The following is a 25,399-nucleotide window of genomic DNA, read 5'->3' as shown; positions in this document are numbered from 1 at the left end:
GACACCCTGTGGCTTGGATGGAGAGGCCATCCATGGCCAATCCGGGGACCTCGGCTGTGGGTGCGACGCAGCTCGCCCGGCTCCTCAGCTCCCAGCAGGACCGCCCGGCGGGGCCCGGCACGCGCCGGCCGCCGGCCTACCGCGCGCTGGCCGACGGCATCCGCCTGCTGGTGCTCGAAGGGCGGGTCCCGGTGGCCGCCCGGCTGCCCGCCGAACGCGAACTCGCCCTCTCCTTGTCCGTCAGCCGCACGACGGTCGCCGCCGCGTACGAGGCGCTGCGCGGCGAGGGGTTCCTGGAGTCCCGGCGCGGCGCGGGCAGCTGGACCGCCGTCCCGGCCGGGAACCCGCTGCCCGCGCGCGGGCTGGAGCCCCTGCCGCCGGAGGCCCTCGGCTCGGTGATCGACCTCGGCTGCGCCGCGCTTCCCGCTCCCGAGCCCTGGCTCACCCGGGCCGTCCAGGGAGCCTTGGAGGAACTGCCGCCCTATGCGCACACGCACGGCGACTACCCCGCCGGACTGCCCGCGCTGCGGGCGATGATCGCCGAGCGGTACACCGCGCGCGGGATCCCGACCATGCCCGAGCAGATCATGGTGACGACCGGGGCGATGGGCGCGATCGACGCCATCTGCCATCTGTTCGCGGGGCGGGGCGAGCGCATCGCCGTCGAGTCGCCCTCGTACGCCAACATCCTTCAGCTGATGCGGGAGGCCGGGGCCCGGCTGGTCCCCGTCGCCATGGCCGAGGGGCTCACCGGGTGGGACATGGACCGCTGGCGGCAGGTCCTGCGGGACGCCGCGCCCCGCATCGCGTACGTCGTCGCCGACTTCCACAACCCGACCGGGGCGCTCGCCGACGAGGACCAGCGGCGGCGCCTGGTGGACGCGGCGCGGTCCGGGGGGACGGTGCTGATCGCGGACGAGACGATGAGCGAGCTGTGGCTCGATCCGGAGGTGCGGATGCCGCGGCCGGTGTGCGCGTTCGACCCGGCCGGGTCCACGGTGATCACGGTGGGGTCGGCGAGCAAGGCGTTCTGGGCCGGGATGCGCATCGGATGGGTGCGGGCCGCGCCGGACGTGATCCGCAGTCTGGTCGCCGCCCGGGCCTACGCCGATCTCGGTACGCCGGTGCTGGAGCAGCTGGCGGTGAACTGGCTGTTCGGGACCGGGGGCTGGGAGCAGGCCGTCGAGGTGCGGCGGGAGCAGGCGCGGGCGAACCGGGACGACCTGGTGGCCGCGGTGCGGCGGGAGCTGCCCGGGTGGGAGTTCGAGGTGCCCCGGGGCGGTTTGACGCTGTGGGTGCGCACGGGCGGTCTGTCCGGGTCGCGGCTGGCCGAGGCGGGGGAGCGTGTGGGAGTGCGGGTGCCGTCCGGGCCGCGGTTCGGGGTGGACGGGGCGTTCGAGGGGTACGTGCGATTGCCGTTCACCGTGGGCGGGGCGGTGGCCGAGGAGGCGGCGATGCGGTTGGCCGCGGCGGCGAGGCTGGTGGAGAGCGGCGCGGTCGGGGGTGCGGAGGCGCCGCGCACGTTCGTGGCGTGAGGGCCGGGCGTGGTCGCCCGGGGCTGAGCGCCCCGGCGGCCAAGCAGCCCCGGCTATGTCTCCTTGGTGAGGACCGGCACCGGGTTCGGCAGGGGCTCCCTGGTCAGGACGGGCACTGCCGCCGGCTCCGGAGCCGGCGCTTCCGGCGCCACCGGGGCCGGTCCCGCTTCCTGCTCCCGTTCCTGGTCCATCGGTACCGGCTCCGGCTCGCCCGCCGACTGGTCCTGCTCCGGGATCGTCTCCCCGTCCGCCGGGGTCGTGCGCGGCGGGAGAAGGTCCAGGACCGCCTGGCGCAGGGCGTCGGGCGTCGCGTCGTCGTAGGGGTTCGGGGTGGCCGGCACCTGGAGGCGGTGGACCGGGCCCGTGCCCAGGCGGGCGTAGCCGCGGCCGGGCGGGAGCTCGTCGATCGGAGTGGTGTGCGGCGGTGCGCCCAGGACCGACTCGAGCTGGTCCGCCGTCGCCGGGCCCAGGACCACACGGGCGCGGGTGTGCCGGCGTACCGGATCGCTCAGGGCGTCCATGGCGTCCAGCTGGTCGGCCACTACCACCGTCACGTTCGCCGGGCGGCCGTGCCGGAGGGGGACCTGGAGGAGGGACTGCGGGTCCTTGCGGTCGTCCGCCGCGGCCAGGTGGGTGAACGCCGTCGGGCGGTCGAGGAGGATCCACAGCGGGCGCTTGGTGTCGTCGGGCGGCGGGTGGCCCGCCTGGTGGGCCCGGTTGGCGGCGATGAGACGGCGCTCCGTCTCGGTCGCGGCCCACTCCAGGCTGGCCGTGGCCCCGGCGAGGCCCGCCTCGACCGCCAGGACACCGTCCCGCCCGGTCAGGCAGGCGTACTCGCCGGTGCCGCCGCCGTCCACGATCACCACGTCGCCGTGCTGCAGGGCCTGCAGCGCGATGGACCGCAGCAGGGTGGAGGTGCCGCTGCCCGGCTGGCCGAGAGCCAGCAGGTGCGGCTCGGTGGAGCGCAGGCCCGTGCGCCAGAGGACCGGCGGCACGTCCCGCTGCCGTTCCCCGTAGGTGAGGGGGAGGGTGCGCTGGACCCGGGTGGGGTCGGTGACGCCGAGGACCGTCTCGCCGGGGGTGGTGACGAAACGCTGGGCGGCGATGTCCACGGGTAGCGGCAGGAGCACGCCCACCGTCAACTGGTTGCCCTCCTCGTCCCACGTGAAGTGGTATTCGCGGCCCCGGCCCGACTTGGCCGCGAGGAGGTGCTCGATCCGGGCGCGGGCCTCGGCCTCGCCGTCGGTGAAGTACGCCGGGTAGCGGACCACCAACTGCGAGATCCGGCCCCCGCCGTCGAACGCGTAGGTGGGGAAGGCCTTGTCCCACGCGCCGCCGTGGGAGTACAGCGGCTCGGGGTCCTCGGCGGCGGAGAAGTACGGCACGAGCGCCTCGTACAGCGACTTCAGCCGCTGGGTCTGCGACTCGTCGGGCCCGTCGGACGCCGCCGGAGAGCGGTCCCGGCCCTGCCAGGCCGCCGCCGCCATCAGGGTGATGGCGGCCAGCAGCGGTCCGTACGGCACCAGCGCCACGACCAGGATCACGGAGGCCACCAGGAACAGCAGCGCCCCCCGCCGTTCCTTGGGGGTCTCGGTCCATCTGCGCCGCCCGGCCGCTGCCAGCCGGCGCAGACCCCGCGCGATCGTGATCAGCGGGTGGAGGACGTCGGTGGCGCTGTCGGCGGCCGTCCGGGCCAGCTCCCGGCTCCGGACGAGCTGCGCGCTGCCGTTGCTCAGAATGCGGGGGAGGGGGCGCCGGGCCACTACTGCCTCCAGTGAGTGCGTACGGGCGGGATGCGTACGGGGGGCGGGGTCGTCAGAACTTGATTCCGCCGAGGAGGCTCGCCAGGCTCTCGCCGCCGGCCTTGATGCTCGGGGCGATGGCCGTACTCGCCAGATAGAAGCCGAACAGCATGGCGACCACTGCATGCGACGCCTTCAGTCCGTCCTTGCGGAAGAAGATGAAGACGACGATGCCGAGCAGGACCACGCCTGAGATGGAGAGGATCATTTGAGTTCTCCTGGTTTCGCGGGGACAGTCACCATGAGTACTTCCAGGCTCACAGGATGTATCCATACGATAAAAGGTGCAACTGGGTGAAATTCGGACGATTTCCCCCGAGTGGCGGAGTGGCCCCGGGCCCGGTGGAGCCGGGCTGTTGCGCTTGTCCGGGTCTGTGCTGATCTTTACCTCGGGCACATCGGGTCATGTGCCGCGCGAGCCAGTACCCTGGCGATTCACTCGTACGGCTGCGCCTGCGCAGGCGTACGCCCTGAGCAGACGCGTAGTGGAGAGGCGGTCCGGCCGATGACCGAAGTCCCCGACCCCGAGGTCGTGGAGCTGGCGACCAAGATCTTCGATCTGGCCCGGCGGGGACAGACCGAGGCGCTCGTGGCGTATGTCGACGCGGGGGTTCCGGCCAACCTCACCAACGACCGCGGCGACTCGCTCGTGATGCTCGCCGCCTATCACGGCCACTCCGACGCGGTCCGCGCGCTGCTGGAGCGCGGCGCCGAGGCCGACCGGATCAACGACCGAGGCCAGACCCCGCTCGCCGGAGCGGTCTTCAAGGGCGAGACGGACGTGATCAAGGCCCTTCTGGAGGGCGGCGCCGACCCGTCCGCCGGCACGCCCTCAGCGGTCGACACCGCTCGGATGTTCGGCCGGACGGAATTGCTCGAACTGTTCGGCGAGCGCTGAGCCGACCGGTCTGACCAGCAACGACACGGAAAACGGGGGAGGCGGTACAGGGCCGCCGAAATTTCGGTCGCGGCAGACGAGAGTGCCGAGTCATCATGACGACGTGGTTCACGGACGTGATGGTTGGGCAGGTTTTGCCGCACCGCGCGGACCGTGACACGGTCCGCAAGGGCCACCGACGAGAGGCAGAGGAAGATGGTCTACAGCAAGCAGGAAACGGCGGGCACTCCGACGTGTTGTCGCGCGGCCAGGTAGTACACGTCCCCGGTTGCGTCGACGCTTGATGTGAGGCTGTTTCCCATGTTCGATCCGGTCATAGCGCCCAGCGGTACGCTGCTCGGCCTGCTTCAGCGGGGCCGCGGCGACGGCACGCTGCACGCGCTCACCGCCCCGCGCCCCGAGGCGCTGGCGGCGCTGAACCACTGTGTGCTGCGCGATCCCCGCCACGACTGGCAGGTGGAGAACCGCTCCCTCTACTACGCCCGCCTCTACCTCGACCTCAACGGCGAGCTGGACGAGGTCGAGGCCCATCTCTTCTGCGCCGAGGACGTCCTCGACACCGACGAGTCACGCACCGGGCTCGCCCTCGCCGTCCTCGGGCACCTCGCCTCCTACGGCAGGCGGGACGCGCTCGAACTGCTGCGCAGGTACGCCGCCCACGGCTCCAACTGGGCCTGGGCCCTGGACGAGCTGGCCCTCAGGGACGACGACGCGGGACTTCGCGCCCTCGCCGCACCCGTCCTCGCCCGGTTCCCCGCCGATCCGGAGGGCGACGCCGAACTGGCCGCCACCGTCCGGGACGCCTTCGAGCCCCGCCCATGGCGCCTGTGGGCCGAGGATCCGCGCGAATCCGTCGCCACACGGGTGCGCGCCGCTCACGAAACGGGCTGTTTCGACCGCTGGCAGCGGCAGATGCGGCCTTCCGGCCCCCGCCCGGGGTGGAGCGTGCAGGCCGTCTTCGAGTGGGCTCAGCAGGGCATCGAGCGGGGCGCCGCCCTCCATGTGCCGGCCGCCCGCTGTCTCACCGCCGTGGCGGGCCCCGAGGACCGGGCCGAGATCGTCCGGGCGGCGCAGGACGGCACCGACGGGGCCCGGTGCACGGCCCTCAGGTACCTCGCCGACGGCAACGATCCGCAGGCCCTCGAACTGATCGAGGCCGCCGTGGCCACCGGCTCGACACTCGTCGTGGACGCGGCCGTCGACGCCTTCGAGCGCATGCGCTCACTGGCGGCCGTGGACCGGGCGCGCCGGTGGGCCCGGCGGCCGGACGCCCTTGGAGCCGCCGCCGGACGCGTCCTCGCCTGCCGGGGCGGGGTGCAGGACCGCGACCTGGTCCTCGCGGCACTACGGGAGGCCGTACGCGGCGAAGGCCCCGACGCGCCGACCCTGTGGACCCTCGTGGACGGCACCGGACGCCTCGGCATCGCCTGTGCCGCACCCGTGCTCCGCCACGTCTACCGCGAGACCGCCTCCTCCCACCTGCGCGGCCGGGCCGCCCGGGCCCTCGCCGCCACCGACCCCTCCTTCGCCACCGGCTTCGCCGTCGAGTGCCTGTGGGACTGCGAGGAGACCACCCGGGAGATCGCCGCCCGGCACGCCGAGACCGGAGACGCCCGCGTCGTCGAACGGCTGCGCCGGCTCGCCGCCGACCCGGCCGAGGAGGCCGAGGTGCAGACGGCCGTACGCAGCCGGATAGGTCCCGAGGAGACCGCCGTGTGACCCCTGGGAGAAAACGCCGAGGCCGCATCAGACCGCGGAGATGAACGCCGGATGGCTCGCGGGTCAGGAGGGCATGGACACCGCCTGACCTGCGCGTGTGCACCTCGGAACGCTCATAGGACGTTCCTCGTCCGGACAGATCCACGTTGACGCGGCCACGTCCGGCACGGCGACAACATCGGTATGCGTGTCGTCATCGTGACCGAATCCTTTCCCCCCGACGTGAACGGCGTGGCCCACTGCGCGCTCCAGACCGCCCGGCACCTCGTCGATCGCGGTCACGCCCCCGTCGTCGTCGCCCCGGCCCCCGCGCCCGGCAGCAAACCCGACGCCTTCGCGCCGTGCCCCGTCGTCCATGTCCCCTCCCTCCCGCTCCCCGGCTACCCCCAGGTCCGCGTCGCCCTCCCCAGCCGGCGCCTGGCCGCCACCCTCGTCGAGCACCGCGCCGATGTGGTCCACCTCGCCAGCCCCTTCGTCCTCGGCGTGCGCGGCATGGCCGCCGCCGCCCGCCTCGGCATCCCCGCCGTCGCCGTCTACCAGACCGACCTGGCCGGATACGCCCGTACGTACATGGGCGCCGGAGAGGCCGCCGCCTGGCGGCGCATCCGCTCCGTCCACGGCGCCGCCGACCTCACCCTCGCCCCGTCCAGCACGTCCCTGCACGACCTGGAGACCCACGGTGTGCCCCGGGTGAAGCTCTGGCCGCGCGGCGTGGACACCGAGCGCTTGCGGCCCGACCGGCGCGACGAGGCCCTGCGCCGCGAACTCGCCCCGAACGGCGAGCTGATCGTCGGCTACGTCGGCCGGCTCGCCCCCGAGAAGCAGGTCGAACTCCTCGCCGGTGCCTGCGGCCTGGCGGGCGTCCGGGTCGTGATCGTCGGCGACGGCCCCAGCCGGCCCGGTCTGGAGCAGGCGCTGCCCGGCGCCGTCTTCCTCGGCCGGCGCACCGGTGACGACCTCGCCCGGGTCTTCGCCTCCTTCGACGTGTTCGCGCACACCGGCCCGTTCGAGACCTTCTGCCAGACGGTCCAGGAGGCCATGGCCAGCGGCCTGCCGGTGGTGGCGCCCGCCGCCGGCGGACCGCTCGACCTGGTCGCCCACGGGCGCACCGGGCTGCTGGTGCCGCCGCGCGACCCGGCCGCCGTACGGGACGCCGTGCGGTCCCTGGCCGCCGACGCCGGGCTGCGGGCCGCCTTCGGCGCCGCCGGGCGCGCCACGGTCGAGGGCCGCACCTGGGCGGCCGTCGGCGACCAGTTGATCGGGCACTACGCGAAGGTGCTCGCCGGGCGCCGGACGGCGGTGGCGGCATGAGCGACTCCCGCTCCGGCAGCAGCGGCCCGTCGCTGCGGATCGTCCGGCTCGCCAACTTCGTCGCGCCCTCGTCCGGCGGACTGCGCACCGCACTGCGCGAACTGGGCAAGGGCTTCAAGGCGGCGGGGCACGAACCCGTCCTCGTGGTCCCGGGCGAGCGCAGGAGCGACCGCGAGACCGAGCAGGGAAGGGTGATCACCCTCCCCGGGCCGCTGCTGCCCGGCACCGGCGGCTACCGCGTCCTCGCCGACAAGCGGCGGGTGGCCCGGCTCCTGGAGGAGCTCGCCCCGGACCGGCTGGAGGTGTCCGACCGGACGACCCTGAGGTGGACCGGCAAGTGGGCGCGGCGCGCCCGGGTCCCGGCCGTGATGGTCTCCCACGAGACGGCCGACGGGGTACTGCGCACCTGGGGTGTGCCCGAGGGCGCCGCCCGGCGCGCCGCCGACGCCCTCAACGCGCGTACGGCCCACACCTACGCGCGCGTGGTGTGCACCACCGAGTTCGCCGAGCGGGAGTTCGTGCGCATCGGGGCCCGCAACGTCGTCCGGGCCCCGCTCGGTGTCGACCTGGTGCAGCGGCGTCCGGCGCTGCGCGACCCGGAGGTACGGGCCCGGCACGCGCGCGTGGACGAGACGCTGCTCGTGATGTGCTCACGGCTCTCCGTGGAGAAGCGGCCCGGCACGGCGCTGGACGCCCTGGAAGCGCTGCTGCGGCGTGGTCGCCGGGCCGTGCTGGTGGTGGCCGGGGACGGTCCGCTGCGCGCGCGGCTCGAACAGCGGGCGCGGGAGAGCGGCCTGCCGGTCACCTTCCTCGGGCACGTCACGGACCGAGGGCTGCTCGGCGCGCTCCAGGCGTCCGCCGACGTGGCGCTGGCACCCGGGCCCGCCGAGACCTTCGGGCTCGCCGCGCTGGAGGCCATGGCCTGCGGCACGCCCGTGGCCGCGAGCGCGTCGTCGGCGCTGTCGGAGGTGATCGGCTCCGCAGGTGCCGTCGCGGCGGACCACGGGGAAGCCTTCGCGGACGCCGTGGACCTGCTGCTGGAACGGCTGGAGGCGGACCGGCGCGAGGCGGCACGCGCGCGTGCGGAGGGCTTCGGGTGGAACGCGGCGGTCGACGCGTTTCTCGCCGCGCACGACGTGGCTGTCCCCGTGCGTCCCGCTCGGCCGTTCGTGCCCCGGGGCGCGGCATGAGACCCTCGCGGTTCGAGGGGCCTTCGAGGCTCCACGGGCCCCCGAGGTTCGTGGCCCTCGGTGACTCGCTCACCGAGGGCGTGGGGGATCCCGTCGGTGACGGGGTGTGGCGGCTGGGCCGCGCTGCTCGCGGGCGGGCTCACCGAGGATCCGGCCTGGCCGCCGACGAGCTCCGGCACCGCGCCCGGGGCACGAGCGCCCGTCTCGACCTGCGGGCCTCGGCCGCGGTGTCCGCCGCCCTCGCCGGCCTGTCGGCGGCCCCGGCCGGTCAGCGGTGACCGGTCGTTCAGCGGCGTCGTACGGCCACGAAGCGGACCGGCGTGCCCGGGGCCGCCTGGGCGGCGGCCGGGAGGTCGGCGGCGCGGACCACGGCGATCACCGGGTAGCCCCCGGTGGTCGGGTGGTCGGCCAGGAACACCACCGGCCTGCCGTCCGGCGGGACCTGCACGGCGCCCAGCACCATGCCCTCGCTGGGGAGTTCGCCCGGCCGGGCCCGCTCCAGGGCGGGCCCTTCCGTCCGCAGTCCGATGCGGTTGCTCGCGGAGGACACCCGGTAGGCCCGGGAGACGAAGGTGCGTACGGCCTCGGGAGTGAACCAGCCGTCGCGCGGGCCGAGTGTCACCCGCAGCACCAACTCGTCCGGCGGCGCCGCCTGCGGGGCGACGTCCACGCGCGCGTGCACGGCGGCCGGCCGGCCCAGCGACAGCACCGTCCCGTCCGCGAGAGGGGGCGGGCCCAGCCCCGACAGCAGGTCCGTCGACCGGCTGCCGAGCACCGGCTCGACCGCGATGCCGCCGGAGACTCCCACGTAAGCGCGTACGCCCGACACAGCGGGACCGACGTCGAGCAGCGCTCCCCCGGGTACGCGCACCGGCGCGCCCCAGGCGGCGGGCCGTCCGTCCACCGTGACCCGGCAGGGCGCGCCCGCGACCGCCACCGTGACGGTGGAGCGGGGGCGTACGGCACAGCCGTTGAGGGTCGTCTCCAGCACGGCCGTCTCCGGCGGATTGCCGACGAGCCGGTTGACGAGGTCGGCGGCGGGCCGGTCCAGCGCCCCGGAGCGGGGGACGCCGAGATGGGCGTGACCGGGGCGCCCGCGGTCCTGCACCGTGGTGAGGGCCCCGGCGCGTACGACGGCGAGTGCGCGGTCCGTCATGAACCCGCCTCGGGGACGAACCGCACGCGCGTGCCCGGCGACAGCAGCGCGGCCGGCACGCGCGCGTGGTCCCACAGCACGGCGTCCGTCGTGCCGATCAGCTGCCAGCCGCCCGGCGACGAGCGTGGGTACACGCCCGTGTACGGGCCCGCCAGGGCCACCGACCCCGCCGGGACGGCCGTACGCGGGGTGGCCCGGCGCGGGACGTCGTAGCGCGGCGGCAGCCCGGTGAGGTAGCCGAAGCCGGGTGCGAAGCCGCAGAAGGCGACCCGGAACTCGGTGTCGCCGTGGATGCGGGCGACCTCGTGCTCCGGCACACCCCAGTGGGCGGCGACGTCGGCCAGGTCCGGGCCGTCGTAGCGCACCGGGATCTCCACGACGTGACCCGCGCGCGGGGGAGCGGGCGGCAGGTCGGCGGCGGTCAGTTCGGCGGCCAGCCGGGCGGGGGTGTCGAGGCCGTCGAGGAGGACCGTGCGGGCCGCGGGCACGATCTCGCGGGCCGACAGCGAGCCCTCCGCGCGGCGCCGCAGCAGCTCCGCGTGCAGGGCCTGGGCCTCGTCGCCCGAGGAGACCTCGACGAGCAGGGCGTCCTCGCCGACGAGCAGCACGTTCATGCGAAGGCCTCCACCCGGACCCCCGACGCCTCCAGCCGCTCCCGCACCCGGCGCGCCAGCTCCACCGCGCCGGGGGTGTCGCCGTGCAGGCACAGGGAACGCGCGCGTACCTCGATGCGCGCCCCCGTGTGGGAGACCACCTCGCCCGAGCGGGCCAGGCCCAGGGAGCGCTCCACGACGGTGTCCGGGTCGGTGACCACGGCGCCTTCCTGTGTGCGCGGCACCAGGGTGCCCGCGTCGGTGTACGCCCGGTCCGCGAACGCCTCGGTGACGGCCGGCAGCCCGGCCTTCGCGGCCAGCTCCAGCAGGCGCGAGCCGGGCAGGCCGAGGACGGGCAGGGCGGCGTCCGCGAGGAGCACGCCGTCGACGACCGCGGCGGCCTGCTCCTCGTCGTGCACGATCCGGTTGTAGAGCGCGCCGTGCGGTTTGACGTAGGCCACCCGGGCGCCCGCCGCGCGTGCGAACACCTCCAGGGCGCCGATCTGGTAGGCGACCTCGGCGGCCAGCTCGGCGGGCGGCACGTCCATCGCGCGCCGCCCGAAGCCGGCCAGGTCCCGGTAGGACACCTGGGCGCCGATCCGGACCCCGCGCTCGGCCGCCAGCTCGCACACCCGGCGCATGGTGACCGCGTCCCCGGCGTGGAAGCCGCACGCCACGTTGGCGCTGGTGACGACGGACAGCAGTCGTTCGTCGTCGGTGAGCCGCCAGCGGCCGAAGCCCTCGCCGAGGTCGGCGTTCAGATCGATGCAGGCCATGAGTCCAGTGTCTCCTGTCAGGCCACGCGGTACTGCTCGTCGCGGGCGTCGGTGAGGAACATCTGCCCCGGGGCGTGGGTGAGGGCGAACGGCGGCCGCGAGGCCATCACGGCCGCCTGCGGGGTCACCCCGCAGGCCCAGAACACCGGGATGTCGTCCGGTTCGGCGTCCACCGCGTCCCCGAAGTCGGGGCGGCCGAGGTCGTCGATGCCGAGACCCGAGGGATCGCCGCAGTGCACGGGGCTGCCGTGCACCGCCGGCAGCAGACTGCTCTCCCGGATCGCCGCCGCCAGATGCCGGGGCGGCACCGGCCGCATGGACACCACCAGCGGTCCGTGCAGCCGCCCCGCCGGACGGCACTGGCGGCCGGTCACGTACATCGGGACGTTGCGGCCCTGCTCGACGTGGCGGATCGGTACGCCCGCCTCGCCCAGCGCCCACTCGAAGGTGAAGCTGCACCCGATCAGGAACGACACCAGGTCGTCCCGCCAGTACGCGCGCACGTCCGTCGGTTCGTCCACCAGCTCGCCGTCCCGCCACACGCGGTAGCGCGGCAGGTCCGTGCGCAGGTCCGCGCCGTCGGCGAGCACGGTCGTCCAGGAGCCGGCGTCCGTGACGTCGAGGACCGGGCAGGGCTTGGGGTTGCGCTGGCAGAACAGCAGCATGTCGTAGGCCCAGTCGGCGGGCACCGAGATCAGGTTGACCTGGGTGTGGCCCGCCGCGACCCCGGCCGTGGGACCCGTCAGACCCTCCCGGAAGCGGGCCCGGGCCGTTTCGGGGCTCCACGCGTGCGCGTGCTCGTCGAGGAGGAGCAGGGGGCGGTCCTCGGTGCTCGTGCGGTTCACACCAGCTCCTTTCCACGCGTCTCCGGCAGCCCGAGCAGCGCCAGCGCCGCGATGCCGTAGCCGATCGCGCCGAAGACCAGCGCGCCGCCGATGCCCCAGCTGTCGGCCAGGAACCCGACCGTCGTCGGGAACACGGCACCCACCGCGCGGCCGGTGTTGTACGTGAAGCCCTGCCCCGTCCCGCGCACCGCCGTCGGGTACAGCTCGCTCAGGTAGGACCCGAAGCCGCTGAAGATCGCCGACATGCAGAACCCGAGCGGGAAGCCGAGCACCAGGAGCAGGGTGTTGGCGCCGCTCGGGATGTTCGCGTACGCCAGGATGCAGAGCGCCGACAGCAGGGCGAAGAGCCAGATGTTGCGCCGCCGACCCAGCTTGTCGGTGAGGTAGCCGCCGGTCAGGTAGCCGATGAACGCGCCCGAGATGAGGAACGTCAGATAGCCGCCGGTGCCGACGACCGACAGGTCGCGCTCGGACTTCAGATAGGCCGGCACCCAGGTGGCCAGCGTGTAGTAGCCGCCCTGGACACCGGTCGACAGCAGCCCGGCGAAGATCGTGACCCGCAGCAGGCCGGGCTTGAAGATCGCCGTGAACGAGCCCTTCTGGGCGCTCTGTTCGCGCGCGGCGGCTGCCTCGGGGGCGTCGTGCACACTGCGCCGCAGCCAGATGACGAGCAGCGCGGGCAGCGCTCCGGTCCAGAACATGATGCGCCAGGCCAGATCGTCGCCGGCCACCGAGAAGATGATCGTGTAGGCGATCACGGCCATGCCCCAGCCCACCGCCCAGGAGCTCTGGATCGCGCCGAGCGTGCGGCCCCGGTGCTTGGCGCTCGCGTACTCGGCGACCAGGATCGCGCCGACCGCCCATTCGCCGCCGAAACCGAGGCCCTGGAGGGCGCGGAAGACCAGCAGTGTCTCGTAGTTGGGCGCGAAACCGCAGGCCACGGTGAACACCGCGTAGGTGATCACGGTGACCATCAGCGCCTTCACCCGGCCGACCCGGTCCGCGAGCACGCCGGCGAGGGCGCCGCCGATCGCGGAGACCACCAGCGTGACGGTCGTGAAGAGGCCGGTCTGGCCGCTGCTCAGGCCGAAGTAGGCGGACAGCGCGACCATGCTCAGCGGCAGCGTGAAGTAGTCGTACGAGTCCAGTGCGTAGCCGCCGAAGGCGCCGGTGAAGGCGCGGCGGCCGCGCGGGCCCAGTGCGCGCAGCCAGCCGAACGCCCCGTCGTCCCAGGTGCGTTCAGCGGTCCCTGGGCGGCTGTCGTCGGTCAGGGCCTGCGGTGGAGGGGTCGTGCTCATGGGCACCTCGCAGAGGGAGGACGGAGGGTGCTTCGGGGTGAGCCGTGCCGTACGAAGCCGCTGTGGGGAGGCGGCACCGTGAGAAGCACCGTAGAGGATTGTTCAACGATCCCTCAATACCCATGTTGGTTCGTTCTTGTGATCTGCGATTGAATTCCGGCATGGCAGAGCAGCTGAAGGACCTCGCCGACGACCGGGCCCTCCTGGGGCGCACCAGCACCGCGGAACGGGTCTCGGACATCCTCAGGAGCCGGATCGCCGAAGGCTACTTCCCGCCCGGCACCCGCCTGTCGGAGGACAGCATCGGCGGCGCGCTCGGCGTCTCCCGCAACACGCTGCGCGAGGCGTTCCGGCTGCTCACACATGAACGTCTGCTCGTCCACGAGCTGAACCGGGGCGTCTTCGTGCGGGTCCTGACCGTGGAGGACGTCGAGGACATCTACCGCACGCGGCGGCTCGTCGAGTGTGCGGTCGTCCGCGGTCTCGGTGAACCGCCGTACGGCCTCGACGGCCTGGCCGGGGCGGTCGCCGAGGGGCGGACGGCGGCTCGGGAAGGTGACTGGAAGGCGGTGGGTACCGCGAACATCCACTTCCACCGGGAGCTGGTCGCGCTGGCCGCGAGCGAGCGCACGGAAGAGCTGATGCGGAGCGTCTTCGCCGAACTGCGCCTCGCCTTCCACGTGGTGGACGAGCCGCAGCGGCTGCACGAACCCTATATCGCGCGAAATATCGCCATCCTTCAGGCTCTTCAGGACGGGGACCGTGAGCAGGCCGAAAGCCTCCTCGCCGGTTACCTCGACGACTCACTGGAGCGGGTCGTCGAGGTGTACCGCCGTCGCGTCGGTGAGGACGGCTGAGAGCCGGGCGGCGGGAGGCGTACCGCGTCGTTTGGGCCGATGTCAGACCCAGGACCTAGTCTGTGCACCGTGACTTCGCCTGCATCGACGGACAGTGTTCCGCCCCAGCTCAGCGCGGGGCCGCGCCCCGCCCCGGGGCCGGCCGCCGACGAGGGCCTGGCGCGGCGCCTGCGCGCGCTCGCCTGCACCGCGCCGCTGCACGACCTGGACGCGCGCAAGGCCAACCTGGCCGGCGAGTACTCGGTGTACGGCATGGCGGAGGTCGCCCTCGCGGCCATCGACCTGGTCACTCTGAACATGGACTTCGACACGGGCGCGGACCACGATCAGATCGTCGCCCGCCTCATCCCGCGCATCGCCGCCCAGGCCGAGCGGCGGCCCGCCGCCGAGCACGAGCGGGTGGCCCGCTGGGTCCTGGAGAACCTGATCAACGTCGGCAGCGTCGACCGCGGCTTCCGCGCGGTGTACGGCACGTTCGGGGCGGACGGCACCTATGTGCGCCGCGACTACGACTTCAAGCTGATCGAGGAGGTCCCCGGCCCCGGCGGCACGGTCTACCTCCGTACGACGGACGAGGCGGTCAACGTCCTCGTCGGCGCCCTCGACACGGACGTCACCAGCGCGCAGATCGCCGCCGAGGTCAAGCTGGAGGTGCTGATCAGCCGCGGCCGGCTCGCCGACGCCCAGCTCGCGGCCGAACAGGCCCGCTACCGGACCGTGCAGTACTCGGAGACCCTGCGCCGCGCCCTGGAGGCGACCCGGCGCAACGTGCGCGCGGTGGACTGGCTCTCCACCGTGCCCGACATGATCGCCGAGGCGCTGGAACACGTCGCCGACCGCTACCGCCACGAGAACGCGATCCTCACCAACATCCGCAAGGCGCGTGACGAGTCCGAGGACCCAGAGCACAAGCGCCGCGCCGCCGAGCTCGTCGACATCGTCAAGGACTGCATCCGCCGGCACACACAGTTGCAGTCCCGGCTGCTGGAGGCCGGGCCGCTGTTCCGCGCCGAGCAGGACCGGCAGGCCTTCGCCACCCCGATGACGACCTCGGGTATAGACCTGTACGGCCATCTCGTCTCGCCCGTGCTGCCGCTGCCACTGGAGCAGGCCGTCCGCGTCACCGACGCGTTCTTCGGCCGCGGCACCGGGCTGCGCACGCCGGTGTCCGTCCGGGTCGGCGACCTGGTCGACATACTGCTGACGCCGCCGGTGGAGCGGGAGCACCTGGGCGCCGAGATGCCGGAGCCTGACCTCATCGCCACGCCGGACGACAGCCGGTTCAGCGAGGAGCAGATGGCGGCGGCGCAGGAACTGCTCGACCTGCCGGCGGACGCGCCGCGCCGGTTGTCGGGGCTGCTGGCGCAGGCTCGGCGGCAGGATCCCGAGCTGCCGTATCTGGTGGCCCTGCTGGCGGTGCACGCCGCCAGTCCGCCGGTCGGTACGGCCTACCGCCAGGGCGAGCAGAAGCTGCTGTTCGCCGTGGACGACGGGACCGAGCTCGACGATCCGGAGTTCGGCGGGGCGGATCTGATCGTCGGCACCGCGCTGCTGGACGCGGCGGGGATGGCGGCGGACCGGACGGAAGCAGCATGAGTCAGTACGAGTGGCACAAGGAGTCCCGACCGTGAGCGAGCATGTCGAGTGGAGCGAGCCGGACGGACCGGCCCCCGCGGCCGGTGCCGCCGTCACTCCCGCCGACGCCGCCGACGCGGCCCGGCTCGTGTCCTTCGGGCTGCAGCCCAAGCTGCAGCCCGCCCGTGACCAGGAGTACGCGGACCTGCTGCGGCGCTACCGCGAGGACCCGCCGTTCGCGCGCCTCGCGGACGCCGTGGCGACCGGTCTGGGGCTGATCGTCCTGGAGGTGTCCCCACGCGCGGGCATGGCCGTGACCGCCGCCGAGGACTCGGTGTTCGCCGTCCGCATGGGTGACTACGCGCGTCGTACGTCCGCCGACGGCGGCGACCGGTTCCTGCACGGGCTCGCCCATCTCGCCGTCGCCGCCATGGCGTTCCCGCGCCCCGAGGACCTCGCCGACGACGGCTACATCGGCCGGGTCACGGTCAACGGCGTCGACGCCTTCGTGCGCCAAGCCTGCCGCCGTCTGGAGGAGCGCGCCGAGGAACAGGGCGAGAACACCGACCCGGCCACCGACGCGCCGGGCCTGGAGGCCGCCTGGCGGATCTGGGTGCGGCGCAGCGCCACCGGCGCCACCAAGGACGCGCGCCGGCTCGCCGGTTCGACCACCGGCATCGTCGCCAAGGCCGTCGCCTTCCTCACCGAATCCGGATTCCTGCAGCGCACCGGCGACGACCACGGCGGCACCTACCGCACGACCGCCCGCTACCAGCTCCAGGTCCGCGACATGGCCGGCAGCGCCGCCCTGACCGAGCTGCTGGAACTGGGCGTCGTCCCGGTCACCGACGGCACACCGACGCTGCTGCCCCCGGAGGAGAGCGACGACCTGGAGCTGGTCGCCGACGCCGGGCTGCCGTTCCACTCCTCCTGAACTCCCCCACTTCACGAAGACTTACGAGAGTCCGCCATGTACGAGCTGTCCCGGGTCCGCCTCTACTCGATCGGGCCCGCCGGTGCGCGCTACGCCGACACCGTGCTTGACCTGCGGGGAGTGGGCGAGATCGTGCCCGATCCCGCGCCCACGCAGGCGGAGTTCTTCGAGGAGGAGCCGGCCGGCCCGCCGCGCCGGCCCGCGCCCGCGGGCGTGCTGTTCCTGGAGAACGGCGGCGGCAAGTCGGTGCTGCTCAAGCTCATCTTCTCCGTGATGCTCCCGGGCCACCGCAACACCCTCGGCGGCGCCAGCTCCGGTGTGCTGCGCAAGTTCCTCCTCGCCGACGACTGCGGGCACGTCGCGCTGGAATGGCAGCACGTCCTGACCGGCGAGTGCGTCGTCGTCGGCAAGGTCAGTGAGTGGCGCGGGCGGCAGGTCTCCAACGACCCGCGGAAGTTCGCCGAGGCCTGGTACTCCTTCCGCCCCGGGCCCGGGCTGAGCCTCGACAACCTCCCCGTGGCGGAGGCCACCACCGTACGGGCCGCGGTCGAGGGCCAGTCCAGCGCGCGCGGGCGGCGCCGCACCATGAAGGGCTTCCGGGACGCCCTCACGGAGGCGGGCAAGACCTACCCGCATCTGGAGGTGCACTGGGAGGAGACCCACGACCGCTGGATCGAGCACCTCGGCGACCTCGGCCTCGACCCCGAACTCTTCCGCTACCAGCGGGAGATGAACGCCGACGAGGGTGAGGCCGCCGGTCTCTTCGCGGTCAAGAAGGACGCCGACTTCACCGACCTGCTGCTGCGCGCCGTCACCGACACCCGCGACACCGACGGGCTAGCCGACCTGGTCAGCGGCTTTGGCAACAAACTGGGCCGGCGCGCCGAGCTGATCGCCGAGCGTGAATTCACCGCCGGCTCCGCCGACCTCCTCGGACGGATCGTCGAAGCCGCCGAGGCCCGCTCACGCGCGCGTGACGTCCACGCCGGAGCCGAGCGCCGTACCCGGACCCTGGCCCGCAGACTGTCCGCGCGCGGTGTGCGGGAACGGGGCCGGGCCGCCGACCTGGCCCAGCGGGTCACCGCCGCCGCGTACGCCGTCACACACGCCGAGGCGGCCCGCGAGCGCAGCGCGCTGATCTCCGCCGAACTCGCCTACCGGCACGCCTCGCTGGCGCTCGCCGGGGCCGAGAAGTCCGCCGCCGCACAGAAGCGCGAGCTCGCCGACGCCCGCACGCTCTACTCGGCATGGCAGGCCGCCGAGGCCGTGCTGCGCCACCGCGCCGCCTCCGACCGCGTCACCCGCGTGTCCGCCGCGATCCAGGAGGCCGAGCGCGACGCAGCGCCCGCGCTGGCCGCCCGCTCCAAGGCCGCCGTCGACCTCGTGCGCGCCCTGCACGCGGCCGCGGAGAAGGCGGAGAGCCACGCCAACGAGGAGGAGGAGCGCTCCGCCGCCCTGCAGGAGGTCAGCGACGCGGCCTACCGCGACTCCACCGCCGCCGCCACACAGGCGCAGCGCGCCCGCAGCGAGATCGGTCACCTCAAGCAGCGCCTCGCCGAGGTCGAGCAGGAGACCGCCGAGGCGGTACGAGCCGGCTGGCTGGACGACTCCGCACCCGACGCCGACCCGGCCCGTGCCGCCCTGGCCGCCAGCGACGCCGAGAAGAGCGCCGTCGCGGCCTGGGACACGGCCCGCGAGGCGTCCCGCCGGGCCGCGGAGCACGCGCGCGAAGCCGCTTCCACCGAGAGCCGCGCGGAACTGACCGCGGCCCGCGCGGCCGACGCGGCGACAGCGGCCCAGCGGTCGTACGAGGCCGAGCGCCGCACCGCCGAGGCACTGGCGGGGGAGGAGCGGCTGGCGGAACTGCTCAGTCTCACCCCGGAGCCCCGCCCGGGCATCCCGCAGCCCCGCCACGGAACGGACAGCGAACCGATCGCGCCGGCACCCCCCGGCGGGCGCGGGCTCACCCCCGAGGAACTCGACCGCTTCGCCGACGACCTGCGCGACCTGCTCGACGACGCCGTCTCCTCCGCCGAGCGGCAGCTGTTCGAGCTGCGTACGGCCGCCGCCGACGACTCCCGGATCCTCGGCGCGCTCGGTGACGGCGGGCTGCTGCCTCCCGGCCCGGACGTGCTCGCCACGGTCGAGTTCCTGGGCGAACACGGCATCCCCGCCCTGCCCGGCTGGCGCTATCTCGCGCAGGCCGTCGACCCGGCCGACCACGCACGCGTGCTGGCCGCCCGGCCCGAACTCGTCGACGGCGTGATCATCACCGACCCCGACTCCCACGCCCGTGCCCGGGATGCGCTGGGCGACGCGGCCCTGCTGCCCCGTTCCGCCGTGGCCGTCGGCACCGCCGCCGCCCTGCTCGCCCCGACCCCGGCCCCTGGCACCGACAGCGGCGACGTGTTCCTCGTGCCGCCGAACCCGGCCATGCACGACGAGCACGCCGCCGACGAGGAGCGGCAGGCGCTGCGCGCCCGGGCGACCGAGCGGGACGAGGAGATCCGCACGCTCGCCGCCCGGCTCGGCAAGGACCGCGAGCTGGCCGCCCGGCTCACCTCCTGGCGCACCGGCTGCCCCGCCGGCCGGCTCACCGAACTGGCCCGGGCGGCGCACGACACACGCGAGTTCGCCGAGGAGTCGGAGGCAGAGCTGTCCGAGGCCCGGACCGTGCGGGCCGAGGCCGACGAGGCCGCCGCCGAGGCCGCGCGCGTCCGGGACGAGCGGCAGGAGGCCGCGCAGAAGACCCGCCGCTCCGCCGACGCCCTCGCCGGGCTCGCCTTCCGGCTGCGCGAGCGGGCCGGCTGGCAGGTCAAGCTGCGCGAACTGGCCGACGAGGCGGCCGAGTCCGAGGCGAGCGCCCAGGCCTGCCTGGACCGGGCCCGGGCCGCCGACGAGGACCGGCGTGCCGCCCAGCGCGCCGCTGACGACACCCGCCGCACCGCCCGCGCGCTGCGCGCCGAGCGCTCCGAGATCGCGGGCGCCCCCGACGACGTACCCGAGGACGACGTCCAGACCCCCAAGGTCTCCCTGCCCGCCCTGCGCGAGGCCTACCGTGCCGCGTCCCAGCTGTACGAGCAGGTCGGCGTGGGCGCCGACCTGCGCGCCGAGCAGGCCCGCGCCGAGAGCGACGAAAGCGCGGCCCGCGCGGAGCTGGACCGGCTGAGCAACAAGGTCCGTACGCGCGCGGAGCAGCTCCTCGAATCCCCCGACGGCTCCGACGGGCCCAGCCGCCAGGCCGCCGCCGCCCGCGCCGAGGAGCTGGTGCAGCTCCTGGAGACCCGGATGTCGACCGCGAGCGAGCAGCTCGGGCGGCTGCGCGGCGAGGCCGAACGGCTCGCGCCCGAGGACGGCGAGGCCCACACCGACCTCCCCGAGGACCGCCGGCCGCGCGACGCCGAGCACGCGCAGACCCTGCTGCGCACCGCCACCGCCGAACTCGCCTCCCACACCGAGGCGCTCAACCAGGCCAGGGAGGCGCACGCCGAACTCCTCGACGCCCACCGCGCCGCCGAGGACGCGGCGAGCGGCTTCGACGAGATCGCCGCCATGCTCCGCGACCTGCTGCGCGAGCACGGCACGGAGGAGGAGCAGGAGGAGACGGAGCCCTACCCCGGCAGCCCGGAGGAGGCCCGGCAGTCCGCCGCCGAGGCCCGCCGGTCGCTGCGCGGCTGCGCCGCCGACCTGTCCGCCGCCGAGTCCGCCGTCCGCGAGGCCAGTGACATCCTCGTCCGGCACGCCAACTCCACACGCTACGAGCAGGTCCGCACGCCGGCACGGCAGCAGATCCGCGAACTGCCCGCCTCCGCGCTGCCCGAGCACGCCCAGAAGTGGGCGGACGCCTTCGCGCCCCGCCTCCGTGTCCTGACCGACGAACTGGAGCAGCTGGAGCGCAACCGCGACTCGATCGTGGACCGGCTGCGCGGCCTGGTCGAGTCGGCCCTGGCCACCCTGCGCTCCGCCCAGCGGCTCTCCCGGCTGCCGGAGGGCCTCGGGGAGTGGTCCGGCCAGGAGTTCCTGCGCATCCGCTTCGAGGAGCCCGACCAGGCCACCCTCACCGAGCGGCTCGGCGAGGTCATCGACGAGGCGACCCGCGCCGCCGTCAAGAAGAACTCCGACCTGCGCCGCGACGGCATGTCCCTGCTGCTGCGGGGCGTCGCCGCCGCCCTCCAGCCCAAGGGCGTCGCCGTCGAGATCCTCAAGCCCGACGCCGTGCTGCGCGCCGAGCGCGTCCCCGTCGGGCAGATGGGCGACGTCTTCTCCGGCGGCCAGCTCCTCACCGCCGCCATCGCCCTCTACTGCACGATGGCCGCGCTGCGCTCGAACGACCGGGGCCGCGACAAGCACCGGCACGCCGGCACGCTGTTCCTCGACAACCCCATCGGCCGCGCCAACGCCACGTACCTGCTGGAACTCCAGCGGGCGGTGTCGGACGCCCTGGGTGTGCAGCTCCTGTACACCACGGGCCTGTTCGACACCACCGCGCTGGCCGAGTTCCCCCTGGTCATCCGCATGCGCAACGACGCCGACCTGAGGGCGGGCCTCAAGTACATCAGCGTCGAGGAACACCTCCGCCCGGGCCTGCCGCGTGAGGCTCCCGACGGGGAAGCCGGACACAGCGAGATCACGGCGACCAGGATGTACAAACGCCCGGTTTCCTAGACGCGGGCGTCCTCCCGCAGGAGATCGGCGCACTTCTCGCCGATCATCAGTGCAGCCCGCGGCCGCCCAGTCGTCGAGGTCCTCGGCCGGGGCCCAGAAGGCGATGCTGGAGTTGTGTGGGTCCTCCTTCAGTCTTTCAGTCGGCCGCCGGGGCAGTCGCGGGAGCGCCGGCCACGGTCTCCGAACGGTGCTCGGCCAGCACACCGGTCCGGTGCCGCTGGACGAACCAGTAGTAGGCGAAGCCGCCGCCGGCGATGACGGCGACGAACAGCACCGCGCCCCAGCGCAGGTACCAGTGGTAGGGAGCCGCGGCGTTGTAGACCGCGGCCCGCGGCCAGATCAGGTTGAGCGTCATGGCGGTGCCCCACAGGACGGCCAGGATGTTGACCGGCAGACCCCAGCGGCCCAGCGAGAACCGGCCCGCGCCCGCGGGCTGCCACCTCCCGCGCAGCCGGGCGACCAGCAGCGGCACCGTGACACCCAGGTAGGCGAGGTAGATCATGATGATGCCGATGCTGGTGACGACCGTGAAGATCTGCGGCTGGCGGATGTTGACCACCAGGATCGCCAGCGCCAGGATCCCGATGATCACGGTCGGCAGGACCGGCGTCTGGAACCGCGGGTGGCACTTGGCCAGCTTCGAGGAGGCGGGCAGGTTGTTGTCGCGGGCCATCGCGAACGCCAGCCGGACCGCCGCCGTGTGCACGGCCAGGGCGCACACCGTCACCGCGATCAGCACGCACCACAGCATCGCCTTGCCGGCCGTCGGGCCGAGCACGTCCAGCACGATGTACTGCAGGCCGTCCGTGGAGAGCTTCTCGCCCTTCAGGCTGGACACGCTCATCAGGGCGAGCAGGAGAACGAGGCCGCCGAGAACGAAGGACGCCACGATCGCCCGGATGATGGCGCGCGGCGCGTTCCGGGTCGGGTCCAGGGACTCCTCGCCGAGCGAGGCGGCGGTGTCGAAGCCGTACATGACGTACGCCGAGGCCAGCGAGGCCACCAGGAAGGCACCGAGGTAGCCGTTCCCGTACCCCGCGCCGGTGCCGTGCGTCTCCATGACGACCTGCGGACCACGCGTGATGTGGACCGCGAACATGATGATCAATACGACGGTGGCGATCAGCTCGATGAACACGCCCGCCGTGTTGATCCTTGCCATCAGCTTGACGCCGAAGGCGTTCACGAGGGTCGTGAACAGGATCAAGACCGCGGCCAGGATGACCGCGTTGGTCGCCACGTCGTACGTACCGGTGCCGTCCCCCACGAACTGGAAGAACGACGAGATCTGCGGCAGCGTCAGCTGGTAGGCCAGTGCGACGGCCGATATGGACACGATCGAGGCGATCAGCATCATCCAGCCGGCGAGCCAGCCCAGATGCGGATTGCCTATCTTCTTCGACCAGTTGTAGACGGAGCCCGCCACGGGGTAGCGGGCGGCGAGCTCCGCGAAACACAGCGCGACCATGAACTGGCCGACGAAGACCATCGGCCACGACCACCAGTAGGCGGGGCCGCCGCTGCCGTAGCCGAAGTAGAACAGCTGGAAGGTGCCGGTCAGGATGGAGATGTAGCTGATCCCGGCGGCGAAGGTGTGGAAGTTGCCGAGCGTGCGTTTGAGCTCGGGTCTGTAGCCGAACTCGGTGAGCTCGGCATCGTCCCGGCCGTCTCGGTCGGTCGGCTCCTCGGTCGTCTTCATGGGCGGTTCCTCAATGGGTGTGCCTCAGGGCCTGGTGGATCAGGGCCTGGTGGATCAGTCTGGGGTCAGTCGAACCAACTCTGGGGCGTGGGACGGGTGTTGCACCAGATGTGCTTCGTCCCGCGATATTCGGCCGGCCCCGCGGGCCCGAGTTCGCGGCCGAAGCCGGACTGCTTGAATCCGCCCCACTCCGCTTGCGGGACGTAGGGGTGGTAGTCGTTGATCCAGACCGTGCCGAGCCGCAGCCGGGCCGCCACCCCCGGGCCGCGCGGGCCTCGTCACTGGTCCACACCGCGCCGGCCAGGCCGTAGACCGTGTCATTGGCGAGCCGTGCCGCCTCCTCCTCGCTCCTGAACCGTTCGACGGTGAGAACCGGCCCGAAGGACTCCTCCCGGACGACCGACATCCCCGAGACGTAGTGGTCCAGCACGGTGGGCAGGCAGTAGTAGCCGTCGGCGAGGTCCGGCCGGTCCGGACGCGAGCCGCCGCAGCGTAGCACCGCGCCTTCCGCCAGGCCCTTCGCCACGTACGCCTCGACCTTGGCCCGGTGCGCGGCCGAGATCAGCGGCCCGGTCCGCGCCCGTGCGTCGAACGGCCCGGCCAGCCGGATGGACCGCGCCCGGCGTACGACCTCGTCGACGAACCGGTCGTGCGGGGAGTCCTCGACCTGCAGCCGCGCCCCGGCCGGGCACACCTGCCCCGAGTGCAGGAACACGGCGGTCAGCGCCATGCCGACGGTCGCCTCGAAGCCGGCGTCGGCGAAGACGATGTCCGGGTTCTTGCCGCCGAGATCCAGGGCCACTTTCTTCACCGTGCCGGCGGCCGCCGCCATCAGCCGGCGGCCCGTCTCCAGGCCGCCGGTGAAGGAGACGAGGTCCACGTCCGGGTGGTCGGCGAGCGGGGCGCCCGCCTCCGGCCCGGCGCCTGGGACCAGGTTGCCGACGTCCGGCGGAAGACCGGCTTCCGCCAGCAGCCGCAGAAGATGGATCGCGGTGTGCGGGGTCAGCCGCTCGGCTTCAGCACGAGGGTGTTGCCCGCCGCGAGGGCCGGAGCGACCTTCCACGCCGTCTGCGGCAGCGGGAAGTTCCAGGGCGTGATCAGCCCGCACACGCCGACCGGTTCGTGCACCACCCGGCTCTCGACGTCCGCCCGGCCGGTGTCCACCACCCGGCCGGTCTCGCTCGCCACCAGCCGCCCGAAGCGCAGCAGCAGATCGCCGCCTTCCTGGGCCGGGGTCCGCGGCCAGGAGCCTTCGTCGAAGGCGGGCGGGCCGCCGTGATGGTCTCCGTCGTGTCCTTGCCGCCCGCCTCGTCCACGACCCCCACCAGGGAGCCGTCGGCCGGGCAGCGGATCTCACGTGTGCGCTCGTCTACCGCCCCCCCAGCCACTCACCGTCAATGAACAGGTCAGGCGTACGCGCCTCCCAGCCGCTCGACGAGCCATTCGTGGAAGATCCGGATGTGGTGCTCGTTGGGGACCAGCACACCGCCCTTGCGGTACGCGCGGGAAGCCATCGCCGGCTGCGTCCGTTCACAGGCATCGAAGTCCTGGAGGTTGACCCGGTGAAAGAGTTCCACGGACTTCGCCACGTCCGCCCCGGACTCCACCACCTCGGGCGCGTACAGCCAGTCGCACTCGACGACCGTGCGGTCCTCGGCGAGCGGGAACATGCGGTGCAGGATGACGTGGTCCGGGACGAGGTTGACGAAGACGGTCGGCCTGACCGTGATGGCGTAGTAGCGGCGGTCCTGCTCGGCGCTCACCTCGGGCAGCCTGCCGAAGCCCTCGCTGCCGTCGACCGTGAAGCCCTTGACCTCGTCGCCGAATTCCGCGCCGTGGCCCACGTAGTACTGGGCGGCGTAACCGTCGGCGAACTCGGGCAGCACCTCGGTCAGCTCGGGGTGGATCGTCGCACAGTGGTAGCACTCCATGAAGTTCTCGACGATCAGTTTCCAGTTCGCCTTCACGTCATAGGTGATGCGCTTGCCGAGCGCGAGGTTCTCCGTGCCGTAATGATCGATCGCGGCCACGTCGCCGAGCCGTTCGACCGCCGCGTGCAGGACCGTGGCCTCGAAGGAGGGCGGTTCGTCCGCAAGGCACACCCAGGCGTAGCCGAGCCACTCGCGCAGGGCGACATTGATCAATCCGTACGCGACGCGATCGACGTCCGGCATCTTGATCAAGTTGGGTGCGGCGATCAACTTGCCGTCGAGGTCGTACGTCCACGCGTGGTACGGGCATTGCAGCGTGCGGCGGATCTCGCCCGACTCCTCCGTGCACAGCCGCGCCCCGCGGTGCCGGCACACGTTGAGGAAGGCGCGCAGTTCGCCCTTGCGGGTACGGGTGATGATGACGTTCTCGCGACCGACCTGGACGGTGCGGAAGGCGCCGGGCCGGTCCAGGTCACAGCTGCGGACCGCGCAGAACCACATCGACTCGAAGACGCGTTCCTGCTCCTGCCGGAAGACGTCCGGGTCGGTGTAGTAGCGCCCGGGGAGGGTGGCGATCAGGCTCGGGGAGATCGGGGTCGTCGTCACGTGCGTGCT

At 73.4% G+C, this 25,399-nt stretch carries 19 protein-coding genes and 1 pseudogene; 10 read left to right on the top strand and 10 right to left on the bottom strand.

Annotated elements, in window-relative coordinates; genetic code table 11:
- The first annotated feature begins 32 nt into the window (after window positions 1-32).
- Window positions 33-1,535, top strand: a complete 1,503-nt coding sequence (locus CEB94_RS07325; protein WP_175431385.1) for an SCO1417 family PLP biosynthesis transcription factor — start codon at window positions 33-35, stop codon at window positions 1,533-1,535.
- A 53-nt stretch (window positions 1,536-1,588) separates the two neighbouring features.
- On the opposite strand, the gene CEB94_RS07320 is transcribed toward CEB94_RS07325, so the two are convergent.
- The gene (locus CEB94_RS07320) at window positions 1,589-3,298 is read right to left on the bottom strand and encodes a type IV secretory system conjugative DNA transfer family protein (protein ID WP_246111750.1); all 1,710 of its coding nucleotides are present in this window, start codon (window positions 3,296-3,298) and stop codon (window positions 1,589-1,591) included.
- A 52-nt stretch (window positions 3,299-3,350) separates the two neighbouring features.
- On the bottom strand, window positions 3,351-3,545 hold the full coding sequence (locus tag CEB94_RS07315) for a hypothetical protein (RefSeq protein WP_030843336.1): 195 nt from the start codon (window positions 3,543-3,545) through the stop codon (window positions 3,351-3,353).
- A 297-nt stretch (window positions 3,546-3,842) separates the two neighbouring features.
- Between CEB94_RS07315 and CEB94_RS07310 the strand changes: the two genes are divergently transcribed.
- From CEB94_RS07310 to CEB94_RS40770, 5 genes are all read left to right on the top strand, one after another.
- Complete coding sequence (locus CEB94_RS07310; protein ID WP_175431384.1) at window positions 3,843-4,235, top strand: ankyrin repeat domain-containing protein; 393 nt, start codon at window positions 3,843-3,845, stop codon at window positions 4,233-4,235.
- 300 nt (window positions 4,236-4,535) lie between these two features.
- Window positions 4,536-5,954 carry a HEAT repeat domain-containing protein gene (locus CEB94_RS07305; RefSeq protein ID WP_175431383.1) on the top strand — a complete coding sequence of 473 codons (1,419 nt, stop codon included), beginning with the start codon at window positions 4,536-4,538 and terminating at the stop codon, window positions 5,952-5,954.
- Window positions 5,955-6,137: 183 nt separating this feature from the next.
- A complete protein-coding gene (locus CEB94_RS07300) occupies window positions 6,138-7,265 on the top strand; it encodes a glycosyltransferase family 4 protein (protein ID WP_175431382.1) in 1,128 nt (375 codons plus the stop codon).
- Window positions 7,262-8,455, top strand: a complete 1,194-nt coding sequence (locus CEB94_RS07295) for a glycosyltransferase (protein WP_175431381.1) — start codon at window positions 7,262-7,264, stop codon at window positions 8,453-8,455. The genes CEB94_RS07300 and CEB94_RS07295 overlap by 4 nt, the downstream gene beginning before the upstream one ends.
- A gap of 50 nt (window positions 8,456-8,505) precedes the next feature.
- Entirely contained in the window at window positions 8,506-8,733 is a 228-nt protein-coding gene (locus tag CEB94_RS40770) for a hypothetical protein (RefSeq protein WP_175431380.1), read from the top strand.
- A gap of 8 nt (window positions 8,734-8,741) precedes the next feature.
- Here the strand turns inward: CEB94_RS40770 and CEB94_RS07285 are convergent, their stop codons facing one another.
- From CEB94_RS07285 to CEB94_RS07265, 5 genes are read right to left on the bottom strand one after another with little or no spacing between them, the layout of a single operon-like run.
- Window positions 8,742-9,611, bottom strand: a complete 870-nt coding sequence (locus CEB94_RS07285; protein ID WP_175431379.1) for a 5-oxoprolinase subunit C family protein — start codon at window positions 9,609-9,611, stop codon at window positions 8,742-8,744.
- Entirely contained in the window at window positions 9,608-10,225 is a 618-nt protein-coding gene (locus CEB94_RS07280; RefSeq protein WP_175431378.1) for a 5-oxoprolinase subunit B family protein, read from the bottom strand. The genes CEB94_RS07285 and CEB94_RS07280 overlap by 4 nt, the downstream gene beginning before the upstream one ends.
- Window positions 10,222-10,980 carry a LamB/YcsF family protein gene (locus CEB94_RS07275; RefSeq protein WP_175431377.1) on the bottom strand — a complete coding sequence of 253 codons (759 nt, stop codon included), beginning with the start codon at window positions 10,978-10,980 and terminating at the stop codon, window positions 10,222-10,224. Before CEB94_RS07275 ends, CEB94_RS07280 begins: the two co-directional genes overlap by 4 nt.
- A 17-nt stretch (window positions 10,981-10,997) precedes the next feature.
- Window positions 10,998-11,825 carry a putative hydro-lyase gene (locus CEB94_RS07270; protein ID WP_175431376.1) on the bottom strand — a complete coding sequence of 276 codons (828 nt, stop codon included), beginning with the start codon at window positions 11,823-11,825 and terminating at the stop codon, window positions 10,998-11,000.
- Window positions 11,822-13,123, bottom strand: coding sequence for an MFS transporter (locus CEB94_RS07265; RefSeq protein WP_175431375.1), 1,302 nt, complete (start codon window positions 13,121-13,123; stop codon window positions 11,822-11,824). Before CEB94_RS07265 ends, CEB94_RS07270 begins: the two co-directional genes overlap by 4 nt.
- 161 nt (window positions 13,124-13,284) lie before the next feature.
- Between CEB94_RS07265 and CEB94_RS07260 the strand changes: the two genes are divergently transcribed.
- From CEB94_RS07260 to CEB94_RS07245, 4 genes are all read left to right on the top strand, one after another.
- Window positions 13,285-13,980 (top strand): GntR family transcriptional regulator, encoded by a 696-nt coding sequence (locus CEB94_RS07260; RefSeq protein WP_175431374.1) that lies wholly within the window; start codon window positions 13,285-13,287, stop codon window positions 13,978-13,980.
- A 69-nt stretch (window positions 13,981-14,049) separates the two neighbouring features.
- The gene (locus tag CEB94_RS07255; RefSeq protein WP_175431373.1) at window positions 14,050-15,576 is read left to right on the top strand and encodes a hypothetical protein; all 1,527 of its coding nucleotides are present in this window, start codon (window positions 14,050-14,052) and stop codon (window positions 15,574-15,576) included.
- Window positions 15,577-15,607: 31 nt separating this feature from the next.
- Window positions 15,608-16,489: a hypothetical protein gene (locus CEB94_RS07250; protein WP_175431372.1), complete on the top strand. Its 882-nt coding sequence runs from the start codon at window positions 15,608-15,610 to the stop codon at window positions 16,487-16,489.
- A 36-nt stretch (window positions 16,490-16,525) separates the two neighbouring features.
- Window positions 16,526-21,154 (top strand): hypothetical protein, encoded by a 4,629-nt coding sequence (locus CEB94_RS07245; RefSeq protein ID WP_175431371.1) that lies wholly within the window; start codon window positions 16,526-16,528, stop codon window positions 21,152-21,154.
- 136 nt (window positions 21,155-21,290) lie between these two features.
- Here CEB94_RS07245 and CEB94_RS07240 read toward each other — a convergent pair whose 3' ends face one another.
- The 3 genes and pseudogenes from CEB94_RS07240 to CEB94_RS07230 all read right to left on the bottom strand — a co-directional run bounded on the left by CEB94_RS07240 (window position 21,291) and on the right by CEB94_RS07230 (window position 25,390).
- Window positions 21,291-22,853, bottom strand: coding sequence for an APC family permease (locus CEB94_RS07240; protein WP_175431370.1), 1,563 nt, complete (start codon window positions 22,851-22,853; stop codon window positions 21,291-21,293).
- 65 nt (window positions 22,854-22,918) lie between these two features.
- A pseudogene (locus tag CEB94_RS07235) lies at window positions 22,919-24,258 on the bottom strand (aldehyde dehydrogenase family protein).
- Between the two features lies 1 nt (window position 24,259).
- Window positions 24,260-25,390 carry an aromatic ring-hydroxylating oxygenase subunit alpha gene (locus CEB94_RS07230; RefSeq protein ID WP_175431369.1) on the bottom strand — a complete coding sequence of 377 codons (1,131 nt, stop codon included), beginning with the start codon at window positions 25,388-25,390 and terminating at the stop codon, window positions 24,260-24,262.
- Window positions 25,391-25,399: the final 9 nt, after the last annotated feature.

It is taken from the genome of Streptomyces hawaiiensis (assembly GCF_004803895.1).
Classification (GTDB): Bacteria; Actinomycetota; Actinomycetes; order Streptomycetales; family Streptomycetaceae; genus Streptomyces; species Streptomyces hawaiiensis.
This window is presented reverse-complemented; position numbering and strand designations above follow the sequence as displayed.

Excerpts from the sequence above, each read along its gene's own strand:
- CEB94_RS07325 (WP_175431385.1), top strand. The coding sequence starts at position 33 with ATGGCCAATCCGGGGACCTCGGCTGTGGGTGCGACGCAGCTCGCCCGG.
- CEB94_RS07315 (WP_030843336.1), bottom strand. The coding sequence starts at position 3,545 with ATGATCCTCTCCATCTCAGGCGTGGTCCTGCTCGGCATCGTCGTCTTC.
- CEB94_RS07310 (WP_175431384.1), top strand. The coding sequence starts at position 3,843 with ATGACCGAAGTCCCCGACCCCGAGGTCGTGGAGCTGGCGACCAAGATC.
- CEB94_RS07305 (WP_175431383.1), top strand. The coding sequence starts at position 4,536 with ATGTTCGATCCGGTCATAGCGCCCAGCGGTACGCTGCTCGGCCTGCTT.
- CEB94_RS07300 (WP_175431382.1), top strand. The coding sequence starts at position 6,138 with ATGCGTGTCGTCATCGTGACCGAATCCTTTCCCCCCGACGTGAACGGC.
- CEB94_RS07295 (WP_175431381.1), top strand. The coding sequence starts at position 7,262 with ATGAGCGACTCCCGCTCCGGCAGCAGCGGCCCGTCGCTGCGGATCGTC.
- CEB94_RS07285 (WP_175431379.1), bottom strand. The coding sequence starts at position 9,611 with ATGACGGACCGCGCACTCGCCGTCGTACGCGCCGGGGCCCTCACCACG.
- CEB94_RS07280 (WP_175431378.1), bottom strand. The coding sequence starts at position 10,225 with ATGAACGTGCTGCTCGTCGGCGAGGACGCCCTGCTCGTCGAGGTCTCC.
- CEB94_RS07275 (WP_175431377.1), bottom strand. The coding sequence starts at position 10,980 with ATGGCCTGCATCGATCTGAACGCCGACCTCGGCGAGGGCTTCGGCCGC.
- CEB94_RS07265 (WP_175431375.1), bottom strand. The coding sequence starts at position 13,123 with ATGAGCACGACCCCTCCACCGCAGGCCCTGACCGACGACAGCCGCCCA.
- CEB94_RS07260 (WP_175431374.1), top strand. The coding sequence starts at position 13,285 with ATGGCAGAGCAGCTGAAGGACCTCGCCGACGACCGGGCCCTCCTGGGG.
- CEB94_RS07245 (WP_175431371.1), top strand. The coding sequence starts at position 16,526 with ATGTACGAGCTGTCCCGGGTCCGCCTCTACTCGATCGGGCCCGCCGGT.
- CEB94_RS07240 (WP_175431370.1), bottom strand. The coding sequence starts at position 22,853 with ATGAAGACGACCGAGGAGCCGACCGACCGAGACGGCCGGGACGATGCC.